Origin of the sequence: Anaerovibrio lipolyticus DSM 3074 (genome assembly GCF_900141865.1) — a bacterium.
Classification (GTDB): Bacteria; Bacillota; Negativicutes; order Selenomonadales; family Selenomonadaceae; genus Anaerovibrio; species Anaerovibrio lipolyticus.
Map to the genome: position 1 here is coordinate 1 of NZ_FQYW01000014.1, position 12,562 is coordinate 12,562.

The 12,562-nt window shown below is 43.6% G+C and carries 11 protein-coding genes; 3 read left to right on the forward strand and 8 right to left on the reverse strand.

Translation table 11 applies throughout. The features are described from left to right. Positions 1-557: 557 nt before the first annotated feature. Positions 558-866 carry a TIGR04076 family protein gene (locus tag B6K08_RS08535; protein ID WP_039207239.1) on the reverse strand — a complete coding sequence of 103 codons (309 nt, stop codon included), beginning with the start codon at positions 864-866 and terminating at the stop codon, positions 558-560. A gap of 89 nt (positions 867-955) precedes the next feature. Between B6K08_RS08535 and B6K08_RS08540 the strand changes: the two genes are divergently transcribed. Beyond that, positions 956-1,714 carry a sulfite exporter TauE/SafE family protein gene (locus tag B6K08_RS08540; RefSeq protein ID WP_080325918.1) on the forward strand — a complete coding sequence of 253 codons (759 nt, stop codon included), beginning with the start codon at positions 956-958 and terminating at the stop codon, positions 1,712-1,714. Positions 1,715-1,735: 21 nt separating this feature from the next. Here B6K08_RS08540 and B6K08_RS08545 read toward each other — a convergent pair whose 3' ends face one another. Continuing rightward, entirely contained in the window at positions 1,736-3,112 is a 1,377-nt protein-coding gene (locus B6K08_RS08545; protein WP_039207234.1) for a hypothetical protein, read from the reverse strand. A 136-nt stretch (positions 3,113-3,248) separates the two neighbouring features. On the opposite strand from B6K08_RS08545, the gene B6K08_RS08550 reads away from it, so the two are divergent. Then, the gene (locus B6K08_RS08550) at positions 3,249-4,439 is read left to right on the forward strand and encodes a multidrug effflux MFS transporter (RefSeq protein ID WP_039207232.1); all 1,191 of its coding nucleotides are present in this window, start codon (positions 3,249-3,251) and stop codon (positions 4,437-4,439) included. Positions 4,440-4,531: 92 nt separating this feature from the next. Here B6K08_RS08550 and B6K08_RS08555 read toward each other — a convergent pair whose 3' ends face one another. Further along, the gene (locus B6K08_RS08555; protein WP_039207230.1) at positions 4,532-5,149 is read right to left on the reverse strand and encodes a flavodoxin family protein; all 618 of its coding nucleotides are present in this window, start codon (positions 5,147-5,149) and stop codon (positions 4,532-4,534) included. A 198-nt stretch (positions 5,150-5,347) separates the two neighbouring features. On the opposite strand from B6K08_RS08555, the gene B6K08_RS08560 reads away from it, so the two are divergent. Beyond that, positions 5,348-6,535 carry a DUF3892 domain-containing protein gene (locus B6K08_RS08560; RefSeq protein ID WP_080325919.1) on the forward strand — a complete coding sequence of 396 codons (1,188 nt, stop codon included), beginning with the start codon at positions 5,348-5,350 and terminating at the stop codon, positions 6,533-6,535. Between the two features lie 17 nt (positions 6,536-6,552). On the opposite strand, the gene B6K08_RS08565 is transcribed toward B6K08_RS08560, so the two are convergent. The 5 genes from B6K08_RS08565 to B6K08_RS08585 form a co-directional block, all read right to left on the reverse strand. Further along, entirely contained in the window at positions 6,553-8,091 is a 1,539-nt protein-coding gene (locus tag B6K08_RS08565) for an FAD-dependent oxidoreductase (protein WP_234985324.1), read from the reverse strand. Positions 8,092-8,169: 78 nt separating this feature from the next. Next, positions 8,170-8,991 carry an HAD-IIB family hydrolase gene (locus B6K08_RS08570; RefSeq protein WP_080325920.1) on the reverse strand — a complete coding sequence of 274 codons (822 nt, stop codon included), beginning with the start codon at positions 8,989-8,991 and terminating at the stop codon, positions 8,170-8,172. 12 nt (positions 8,992-9,003) lie between these two features. Then, entirely contained in the window at positions 9,004-9,768 is a 765-nt protein-coding gene (locus B6K08_RS08575; protein ID WP_039208212.1) for a response regulator transcription factor, read from the reverse strand. Then, positions 9,761-11,311 (reverse strand): sensor histidine kinase, encoded by a 1,551-nt coding sequence (locus B6K08_RS08580; RefSeq protein WP_039208214.1) that lies wholly within the window; start codon positions 11,309-11,311, stop codon positions 9,761-9,763. Before B6K08_RS08580 ends, B6K08_RS08575 begins: the two co-directional genes overlap by 8 nt. Positions 11,312-11,503: 192 nt before the next feature. Further along, positions 11,504-12,547, reverse strand: coding sequence for an ABC transporter substrate-binding protein (locus B6K08_RS08585; RefSeq protein ID WP_027396156.1), 1,044 nt, complete (start codon positions 12,545-12,547; stop codon positions 11,504-11,506). Positions 12,548-12,562 lie beyond the last annotated feature (15 nt).

Here is a 12,562-nt window from a genome sequence, read left to right on the forward strand (position 1 = left end):
ACACTGCCAAGAATACAGTGAGTTTTACTACAAGAAATACGCTGAGGTTAAAACCCATCAGCATAAACGTGCACTCGCTCTCACAGCTCGTAAAGCAATAAAGTTGATTTTTGGATTGCTGGCCAAGAATCAGCTCTACTCCGAAAACAGAGTAGGCCAATCTTAATATTTTACGAACAAGCCTTCTGGATTTTAGGTTTACTGTCCAGGGGCCTGTTAAGTGCACGCTAATTTAAGGATTTGCTTGCAAAACTTTTGAAAAATGAGCTTTACATATTACCAGGTTGCTATTCATTTTTCCAATTCAACATGGCAGAGACGCCATTTGCTCCTCTGCCCCCGAATTCCATATACACACATTATAACGCCATTGTTCAAGATTTTTCTTTTCCAAAAGAAAAATCTTCCTATCAGCGTTTCAATGAGGTGATATCTTCACCTCATTATATACAATTGTTCATATTCCCACAATAGAACTATGAAACTATTTTGAATTTTCACCCAATTTTAATATAGAAAAAATTATACCGATGCAATCTTTAATGCTATGACCTACCTCATTCTTCCTCTAAGGTTTCAATGAAAAAGCTGACGGGGCGAAAGCCATCATTGCAGGATATCATGGCAGAGCGGGGATTTTTCATCCAGCCGTCATAGATATTCTCTCCCCCGTGGGCAAGTGTCATAACGAAGGGAGACATGCTTTCCCAGGCACTTTCGCAAAGACCTTTCGGCCGCTGCCACCCATTGGCAATAAAGACCTGCCCCTCCTCCATATCACAGGCATGCTCTATAGGATTTTCATATTTTTCCATCAGATCCTGATAACAGGCCTTCCTCATAACCGTAATACGAATCTTTTTCATTTTAAACTACTCCATTTTACATTAGACAACAACATACCCCTATGATATACTTTCATATACTGTAAAAAATCAGATAGAAGGTAATAATTATGTTATTTGTTTCCATGCTAATAATGGGTATGATAATTGGCTTTATTGGAATTGGCGGGGCTGGTATTACCATTGCCCTTTTGGCTGTGGGCTTTGGGGTGCCTATACACACTGCCCTGGCGGTGGCCCTTTCCGCCATGGTATTTACCACCATGTCAGGGGCGCTCAGCCACTTCAAGGAGGGTAATGTTATTCCCAAAACAGGTGCTGTGCTGGGTATCAGCGGTATGGTAGGTGCCTTTATGGGAGCCAATATATCCAATATTATTCCTTCTGATATATTGGGAAAAATGTCCGGCTCCATCATGGTACTGTCCGCCGTTCTTCTTTACACAAAGGTTTATCAGCCACAGTGGCTTAATAAGCACTTTCCTCCCAGGGCAGGACTTCTCGACGGTCATAAGCTCTACATCTACGGAAGTATAGCCGGCTGTGTGAACGGCCTTATATCCGGTGCCTTTGGTATCGGTGCAGCTGCTTTTATACAGCTGACTCTTATGATAATATTTGGCGTTCCCGTTCTTTACGCCATTGGAACCTGCATGATGGTAATTCTCCCCATATCCATTGCAGGAGGCTTGGGCTACTTCTTAAATGGCCAGCTGGATTTGTGGATATTCATCCAGACCCTTGTAGGACAGGCAGTAGGTGCCTATCTAGGTGCAAAACTCACCCGTCTGGCACCCCGCCCAATATTAAAATTCTTTATGGTAGCCATGTCAGCCTCCGGTGGGCTGGTGATGCTGCTGCTATACTAAATTTCCAGCCTTATTGTAATACTATCTGAGCATAGCACTTGCTATCTCTTTGCGGACATATTTTCCCCCATTGAATGCTGTTGCAATATTTACCCCACTACACATACAATTTGCTATCAGGCTCTCACATCTGGCCAACATATACATTGCATAAATATAATTAACCAAATTATCCTCTACTCTATTATAATAATTGCCACCGCTACTTTTGCATTTCTCCAGGTCAGATATATACTTTACATTTTTAAACTCATCTCTGGAGTGACGCTCCTGAGCTATGGCTATGATTTTATGCGGGAAGGCATCACGCATGCGTTTAAGATAATAGCTGTCTTCCGTAGCCAGGAAAATCTTATCATAATTATATTGCTTTAGCCTCTCATCAATAATTCTGATGCAAGCATCAATATTCACAGGACGATAAAGCCCCACGTAATTTGCCAATATAACGTCAGTTCCCCTAAGAAGAACCCCAAGTATTTTTTTACTTTCTATGATCGCATCTGCATATTCCTTCATCTGTTGTAAAAAAACAGGATTCAAGGTGGTAAGATCGATATTAGCCTCATGCCGATCAATAAATGATGTCAGAATAAAACAATTAAAGCATTTTACGTATATGGTATTGGTATCATCCATATCTGCCGGAGCTTCTTCAACGGAAAAATATTTGCTGAGCGTAGACTGCCTGTATCGGGTACTATTCGGCTCCAAAACGACTTTTATATTATGTCTTTGTAATGCCTGCCTTGCCTTGTTGTAGGATGACAAAATGCTGCCTATTCCCTCTGTTCGCCTAATGGACAACTCCAAATATTTAATCTGCTTTTTAGGCAGATCTGTTAACCACTGAAATAAAAACAGGCAATGAAAAAGGCTTAATGATGAGAAATGGTCCGTCTTTGTGAGATCAGAATAATAGTTTTTCTGAACATAAATAGTTTTATCTGACAACGGCTTATCACCAATTGTTACCTGAGATTTTAGCCATGGAAACAGCAGCACGTTGATATCCTTAAAACGAACGGTCAGAGAAGTATGCTTGATTGCCAACATGGCAACTGAAATGGTATATTCATTGGCATCTTCAAAGAAAATCTCTTCAAAGCCATCCAGTAAATAGAGATTGATTTTCTCCAAATCCTTTTCGTCGTAAAAATAATATGGTGGATATATGATTTCATCCCGGTAAAAATCACTGTCAGGAAAGCTGACATCACTTTTTGCCTTTTTATCATTATCGATATATACAAGGTCAAAATCCTTTGAACCCTCATTTTGTACGTGAAATCTTGTTTCACCTCTCAGCACATACTGCAGGGCGTTATGAAATATTTGTGAATCATTGACCAATCTTCTATAATTGTGATTATCATCATATTCTTCGATTTGTAGCATTTTTGACCTCCATATATGATAAAATTAAACTGTCCTTTGTTCTTCGACACAAAAAGGATTTATTCCTGCACTATGCTATGTAAAACTTGAGTATTGTGTCTTTACCCTAGATTATTCATCGCTGAAAAGGTTTTTTATGGAACGTATAAAAATAAAACAGCTTCGTCTGGCATTATTTCTTGCATTACTCACTGCCCTTGCGCCACTGGCCAATGATATGTATTTACCTGCTTTGCCAATGCTGCACTCTCATTTTTCCATTTCCACTTCATTGGTGCAGCTAACACTGACCATGACAACAGTAGGTATTGCTTTTGGACAAATTGTCGCAGGGCCCATCAGTGATTATATGGGACGTCGCTCCCCCCTGCTCCTTGGCATGATATTTTTTTGTCTGGCGTCACTAGGCTGTATCTACGCTGAAAATATATGGTTATTTTTGCTTTGCCGCTTTTTGTTGGGATTAAGCGGAGCCAGTGGCATTGTTATTGCCATGGCCATTGCCCGTGATATTTATGAGGGAGCAGAATTAACCCGTTTCGTTGCAATATTAATCATGCTAAACGGACTTGCACCGATTATCTCTCCAATTATTGGTGGACAAATACTATACTTTGGAACCTGGCGGGATGTTTTTGTGTTGCTGTTTTTCATCGGCATTATGCTGGCTATCTCGACATTTTTCTTCACAGAAACCCTACCTGCCCAAAAGCGAATTAAACACATTTACTCTGCATTCCGAAAATATCCTGAGCTTCTGCACGACCGCTATTTTTTCAGTCATTGTCTGCTTCAATGCTTTATTTTCGGTGCATTTTTTTCCTATATTGCGGGTTCAGCTTTCCTGTTTCAGAACATTTGCGGAGTATCACCCCAAACATATAGCCTTATTTTCGGTGGAATCGGTTTAGGATTAATGTTAATGGGCAGCCTTGCAGCCAGGCTTGCTGGACGTATATCCGATATAAAGCTATTAAAATACGCCACGCATATCTCTTTTCTGGGCAGTATCCTGCTGCTTATCCTGTTTCTTGCAGATGGGTCAATATTTATAATCTATCCGGTCTTGTTTGTAACTATTGTGCCACTTTCTGTAATTGGAGCCTCAAGCTTTTCTATGGCCCTTGCCAAGCAGGACCATAACGCCGGCAGTGCCTCGGCGTTTTTAGGCTTTTCCCAATTGCTCCTTGGTGGAGCAATAATGCCTCTGGTGGGTATAGCAGGTGATGATACCCCCCTACCCATGACTATAATTATGATAACAGGCTATAGCCTTGCCATTTGGTGCTACTACAGACGAATTGCTCCGGAACATCGTTCCGATTGAATCAATATTAATATCAGGGTATTTAAAAAGCAGAGCCTTCCAGCTCTGCTTTTGTGTTGCTATATGCTATAGTCGAAAATTTTCGTTTGTTATCATCTGATGAAGTTTGTCGGCTGCCATGCTTCCTGTTCCGGCAAGCCAAATTTCTCCTTGCCAAGAGCAATACTTTTCATCAAAAATGCCATATTTTTCCCCAAGGTACGCATGGTCTGCAACCCCTCACCATCCTGCTCAGCCTCTCCCTTTCCTGCACCATGGACACTGTTCCAATATTGGCTGGAAACTACAGGCATTCCACAAATAGTAAAATATTTGTTAAGAGCATCAAAGGTTGCCGAGCAGCCGCCCCGACGTGCCACAGCTATTCCGGCCCCCACTTTCATTGTCTTATCAAATTTACAGCTCATGAACAAACGGTCCAAAAATGAAAGCACCGTACCGTTAGGTGAAGCATAATACACAGGTGTTGCCACCACAAGTCCATCAGCTTCCTCAAACCTCGGAGCCAGTTGGTTTACCTCATCATCAAAAACACATTTTTTGTTCTCTGCACAGGAATAACAGCCTATACAGCCTCGTATTGCCTTTTTGCCAATCTGCACAACCTCTGATTCTACCCCCTCTCCTTTAAGGGTTTTCACCAGCTCATTTACTGCCACAGTCGTATTACCGCCAATTCGAGGACTTCCATTAATGATAAGAACTTTCATGTCAAAACTCTCCTTCAATACATCTTTCATCAGCCTTTACACAAAATCTGCTCCTTCTCTATTCGCCAAAGCATGACAATTATCCTGCTAAAAAGCAGATTACTTTGTAGACGATAAGTCCCAAAACAATTCGACATATATAAACTCCTATGCTATACTTTCCTTTGTGCAATTAAGTAAAGTTAGGAGTTTTTTCTTATGACACGATCTGAATGGGTAATAAAGCAACTTAAATCATGGCAAAATATTTCCAGTGTTTTGTCGCTTTTGGGCTTTCTGACATATTTGTTAGTATTTGATTTCAACCCAACCATTGTAGTTATTTTCTTTGTCCTTTTCTTTTTGGCCACTGCCTGGCGTATGCTGGCCATGATGCTGGTCTTTTCCATTATAGCCTTTGGCATTGTTTCTCTGTTGCCCTTTTTGGCACCAGTGGCATTTATTATTATGCTGGGATTATTTTTTGCAAGAATTGGCTTTGTACTGAAAAACTGGCGGGCTGTTATTTCCGGCCTTTTGGTCTATGGTCTTGCCTATGCCATATATGATGAGAAGATTTTTGTTTTACTTGACCCCATATATAAGGCTGGCGGATACCTTATAACCTCTGTCCCTACCACATGGCTTGGAGGTCTTCAGCTTGATTTGTTTTACACCTGCTTTCAGCTTACCTTTACCGCCTGCGTAATCGCCTTTTTTTTCCAGTTTCTGCTCTATTGGCAGTACCGAAATGGATATACTGCAACCGGAGCATTAAATATTATGGGAAGTATTCCTCTGGTTATTATCGCTTTGATTTTGCCCTTTCTGAAACTGGTATCAGCTGATGGTATAATTGCTGATGGTGCTGGCGGAGATTACATGCATCAAGGAGATTTTGCACCGGAGGGTGATGTTGTTCATGATACAGCCATTGCCCAAGATAGTTATATGAGCCATGATGGATACATAAGTAATGAAGGATATGCCGGACACGACGGCTATGTCAAGGCCCCTAGTGGCTATCACCATGTAAATGCCTATGAACGCATCTCCCCTACAGGCGAAATTGAACACGTAAACGGATATATCCGCTCCAATCCTGATGGGATTGTGGAAAATAATCTTTCTTACCACGGGGAGCATGGTTACAATGGTGAATCCAATGCGCCTGGTTATCGGGGTGAAGGCAGCTATGGTAATGGTCAAACAATAGATGCAGAACCAGTTTTTGAGAATGTACCTTATGTGATGGTTAATAACACCTACAGCTCCAAAATGGAGAGCTTCTTCGGATTTTTTAACCCTAAAAAACATATTTTTCTTACCCTTATTGCAGGCTTCTTTTCCATGAGTATCCTGCTGGCAGGTGCCCTCTATTCATACTTTTCATATTCTTCAATGTAAAATATCACAAAGTCTCCTTACCCTTCGCTCACATAGCTTCGCTCTTCTGCAGGAATATCTTCCCAGCTCAGGGCGTTAGCATCTATTCCGTGAGAAATCCCCCAAGCAGCCGCGATTCCCGCCGCTTCTCCCATGCTCATGCAGGTTGGTTGGATTCGGAAGGATGCTTGAGCTGCGAAACTGCCGCTGGCGCAGCGTCCAGCTACCAAAAGGTTGGAAATCTCGTTTGTCACCAAGGCGCGATAGGGGATTTCGTAGTATTGTCCCTTCTTCAGCTTTTCAAAGACCGCCAGCTTCACATCATGAATATCGATGGGATATGCCGTACGGCAGACAGCATCGGGGAAATGATGAGCCTTTAGATAGTCGTCGGCCTCCATGTAGTATTTCCCCCGAATCCGCCAGGATTCCCTCACTCCCACCATGCTGGCTTCGCGGCTGATATATGCGTGCTCAAACCCGGATACATTATGAATGAAAAAAGTTGCCAAACGCCGCATCATTTTGCGGCCAAAACTGATTGCCTCGCTCTTAGAAACCGCATCCGTGGAACTGAAGGACAGGAGCGGCAGCTCCGGACAGTTCATGGACATTACATTGGGCTTACCGGGAATCGAAAAGGCTTGAATGTATACGACATCATCCTGTGTCAAATCCCCTCGGGAAACGGCATTCTGGAAGAAATACTCATTATTTTTCCATTTTTCGAACTCGATGAATGGGGGCCTATGTTCCTTCAAAGCTTTTTCCGTCATTTCATCGAAAATTCCTTTTTTATAGTCTTTCAAAAGGTGTAAAGAAAAATTGTAGACCTTGCCCAAATCGACACCGCCCATTTCAAAACGCAGACTCATGGGCTGGTTATGTCCCGTTTTTTCCGAACCTTTTTCCGTTGGAACCCCCGACAGCCGCGAAAGCAACGCATCTCCCGTGGCATCGATGAAAACCTTTGCTTGTATCTTTGCCAGTCCTTCTACGGTTTGGACAACAGCGGAGACGATTCGCCTTCCAGTCGTCACAACTCCCACTAGGGAAGTGCTATAAAGAATACGGACTCCCGCTTCTTCACACATTTCATCGTAGACGAGTGAAAGATATTCCGGTATATATCGCGCTCTGCCGCCTCCGTAAAAGGTATCGGTATCTATTACTTCGTAAAATGGCGATATCCCTTGCTTTTCCATGCGTCTATTCAAATCTTTGATATAGGGGGTATCACTACCATCTATAAAAGTAGGCATACAAGGATACACACAACCTTGGGTCGCCAGTCCTCCAAGGGAAATGCCCCGCTCCACAAGGACAACTTTCGCTCCTTTTTGCGCAGCGGTAACAGCAGCCGCAGTACCCGCCGAGCCGCCACCAACCACGCAGACATCGACGTTAAAAAGCGTTGGAATAGCAGCCTTTTCAAAATCAACCCTATGCGCTGGAGCGGCGGAAGCCTCCGCCTTTGGGACGTTATCCTGGACGCCGAGCAATGTTCCCGCCGCCGTAAGTCCCGCCAGTTTCATGAAGTCACGCCTGGATATTGGGATTGCGAATGCTTTTTCCATAGTCTTCCTCCAATTCTATATACCCTCTTCTAATCGCATTTTTGCCAACATGAAATCACATGGGGGCCTTTTGTCGATTTAAGCAATATTTTTTATAATCCAGGCCAGCAAATGGTCTTCCACAGCACAGCCAATATGCTGTGCTATTTTTTTTGTATCCTCATGGGCGTTGGCCGGAGCTACGCCAATATCAGCGGCGGCCAGCATTTCATTATCGTTAAGATAATCACCACAAGCAATAATCTCAACCCCCGGCAGCTCTTCTCTGATAAAGGATAGCATAGAGCCTTTGGAGACATTCTTGGCTACAAATTCATAGTAATTATCCTCAGAGTAAAAGCCATTGGCCAGTTCTGCTACTCCCATTCTTTCCGCCAAAGCCACATATTTCTCCAAATGCTCATGCTTGTCACAGGCAAAAAATTTCAGCCATGGTGTCTTCACCGTATCTGTAAGCTGTGACAAATCCGTATGGCCATAGCTATAAAACTCATTAGGCAAGCGTGGATCATCATTGGCCTCTGGTGTAATAATATGACAGTTTTCAGCAGTATAAACCTCCAAGCAGGCTTCAGGAAATTCTATCAAGGCCTGCTGGGCAAACTGTGGCCACAGCTTTTTGCTGTCAACAGCGGTCAGTGGCAAGGTTTTAATGACTTTTTTCTGCTCCCAATCATAAAGCATGGCACCATTAAAGAACACCGAAGGAGCATTAATTGGCAAGCCCTTGACATAACCTGCCGCCGCTTCCGGTGTGCGGCCGGTGGCGATGGCAAAGTGTCCACCACCTTTAACAAATTCTTCAATGGCAGCCTTATTTTCTGGTGAAATCACACCATCACGGGGAATTAGGGTACCATCCAAATCAGAAATAATCATTTTTCCTGTATATTTTCCCATAATCACAACTCCTCACAGCTTAATACCCACAGTTATTTCCTGCATAAACGCCTTAGGTGTAGTATGAAGGTACTTCTTAAATGCCTGGGTGAAATTTTTATAGTCGCCAAAGCCCGTCTGCTCTGCCACCTCATAGACCCTCCATGTACCCGCCTGGAGCATTTCTATGGCCTGCTGTAACCGATACTGGGTTAAAAGGCCACCAAAGGTCAGTCCCGTTTCCTCCTTTAGCTTCCTCGAAAGATAACTAAAAGAAACTCCCAGCTCTTCAGCTATAGCCTCACCGCTCAGACGCCCCTGAAAGCCCTCTTCAATGCGTTTCAGAACCTTTTGAACATAAGGGTTCCCTGTATGATATGCCGCCCGCAGGCCCTCATCCCAAGATAATTCCTCACTTTTCTTGACTTCCCTGTGTCCGTCAATTTTCGCCAAAGCATTTGTTAAATCCGTCTCATTAACGGGTTTAAGCAGGTAGTCAGTAACATCCAGCTGTAATGCCCGCTGGGCATACGAAAAATCTGCATAGCTGGTGAGATAAATTATTTTGGCAGGATTGTCCGCAGCCTTTAACGCTTCTGTCATGGCAATACCATCCATCACCGGCATCTTTATATCCGTTAGTACAACGTCCGGTTTAGTAGCTGCAATGACCTCCAAGGCCTCCTTGCCGTTAGCAGCTTCTCCCACCACCTTGGCCCCCATTTTCAGCCAGTCAATGGTACACACCAGCCCACGACGTATTATTTCTTCATCTTCCACAATAACCAAATTAAGCATCTTTCCGCTCCTTCTTCGCCAGAGGCAAACTCAGGCGAATTTCCGTGCCGCCATCATGGGGACAGCTAATTGTTAAACCATAATCCGTGCCATAAATCAGCTGCAAACGCCGCTGCACATTGAATAGTCCCCAATGTCCCGTATCATTTTCACTGCTTTCCAAAAGTTTTCGCAGCTGGGCCAATTTCTCATCTTCTATACCACGACCAGCATCCTTTACCAATACATGTAGCTGCCCGTCTGAAATCCCCACCTGAAAACTAATCTTTAGCTTGCCACATTCATCCTCACCATATTTGATGGCATTTTCCAATAGCGGCTGAAAGAGCAGCTTTGGAATAGCGGCTGAACGGGCTGCCTGTTCAATATGGGCATCAAATTCCAACCGACTGCCAAAGCGATACTGTTGGATTTTTATGTAGCTTTCCAGATATTTTATATCCTCCTGAAGCTCCACCTGCTGACCGCTACTGGTAATACTATATCGCAATAAGGTCGACAGGGCCATAATCATCTCGGTAGCCGCCCCAGGATCCAAGCGCACCATGAATTTAATATTTTCCAGGGTATTAAAAAGAAAATGAGGGTTGAACTGTGATTCCAACTCCCGCAATTCCGCAATGACAGTAAGATGGTCTATGGCCTGACTGGTCATCTTGGTTTCCTGGGCAATACTGCGCAAAATCAAAGGCACCATGAACAATACAGCCAGTAAAATTGCCCCCGCCCCAATGGCATAACGCATTAGCAGGTCTGAAACTCTCGATATGGACTGGAGTCGATAGCTTTCACCGCCAAAATCTATATCCTGTTGTGAAACATAGTAAATTCCCTTGTTGGTAGACACAAGACCATTTTGCTTTTGGGCAAAATCCCCTAGAACCTTACGATGATCTACCACCTCATCAGCTGCTTTTACCAACCGGGCATTATCCAGCTTATCGGACAGAATAATACCTGAGCGGCCATCCCCAACCAATTGCTGCAAATAACTAGCCGGCAAAATATAAATCAAATAGCCTGCTACCTGCCCCTTGATACAAACTGCCTGACCACAGACTAAATCCTGTCCATCTGGCTGCAGCAAAAATTCATGCTTTGGAAGCCCAGGCTGATCAGCCAACCGCGACCATATACCCCAATCACGTTCCACTGGGAATAAATTAGTTGGCAATTTATCCTTGCTCCCCAGAATGATCCTTCCCTTGGTATCCAACAAGTAAAACTCCACTCCACGATAACTGGTATCAGAATAGAGTCTGGCAAAAGCCTCCGCCCGTAAAGCCTTATCACTCTCCCAAAGGGAAAGAGCCGGCACAGTCCCCAGAAATTCTGCTTCTACCTCAGAACGATGCAAAAATTCCTTGCTGATATTAGAAAGGACATCTGCCGCCAGCTCCCGTGCTTCGTGGTTAACCTGTATAACTGCATACCGCCAGCTATCCAGCATTAACAACGACCCCAGAAATACCATTATCAACACTGGTACTAAAGCATACCAGGCCAACGTCCGCTGCAGACGGGATTCAAAATAACGGTGCATGACGGGCCGCTCCTTTCGTAAAATGTTACAACTATATTATAACGCCATTGTTCAATTTTTTCTTCTTTAGAAGAAAAGAATAATCTTCCAATTATATAAATGAAACAAAATAGCGTGAAAAGCCAATTGCCTAAACAGAACATACTTTGGCTTTCCACGCTATATGATGGGTCTAATTACTACACGTTCAAATTACTGCACGCTGGTGAAGATATCTCTGAACTTATCCAGCCATGCCTTCTTATTCTTGTTTACTACTTCCTCGTCATCAGTGATGGACTTAATCTCAGCCTTTGGCAGGAGACCTACAGGTGCATCTACGTCATCGCGAACACTACGGCGATGCAGCTTCTGAGTAATCAGAGTCTGAGCCTTCTTGCTGGTAATGAAATCGATGAACTTCTTAGCGTTTTCCATGTGCTTAGCATTCTTGATGATATAGATACCATCTGGTTTGGAAATAACGCCTTCCTTCATGTAAACCAGCTTAACAGGCGCACCGTCAGCAACATATTTTGCGCCACCTTCTTCGAAGGTAAGACCTACAGCATATTCACCGTCAGCAACGCCTTTGTATACAGCAGAAGAACCGGACAGCAGCTTGCCATCGAGATTCTTGGACAGCTTAGTTACATAATCCCAACCATTGTCAGGATTGCCATTGCCCATAGCATAGAGCATGTTAATCAGATGCTCATAGGAAGAAGAAGATTTAGATGGATCAGCAAAAGCGATTCTACCCTTGAGCGCAGGATTCAACAAATCCTCATAGCCTTCTACCTTAACATCACCAATCAGGTTAGTGTTAATCATGATAACACTTGGAATATCGGTGAAGCGGGTAATGGAGCCTTCCACATTCTTGAAATCCTTCTGAATATGGTCTTCATTAATGGAACGATATTCCTCAAAGAGTGCAGCCTTAGGCTTTACAGTGGAAAGAGAGCCACCCCAGAAGATATCGGCCAATGGGTTTGCTTTTTCCGATTCCACACGTTTCAAAAGCTCACCAGTACCAGCGGCTACTACCTCAACCTTTACGCCGCTTTCCTTCTCAAACTCCTCTACCAATGGATTGATAAAGGCCAGTGGATGCGGACAGTAAATTACGACTTTGTTCTCGTCGTTACCTGCAGGCTTAGCCGCATCCTTGTCACCGCCACCGCCGCAACCAGCGAGACCGACGGTGAGCATTGCCGCACCTAAAAGTCCGGCAATAAGTTTTTTCAGCTTCATAATGAAACCTCCTTA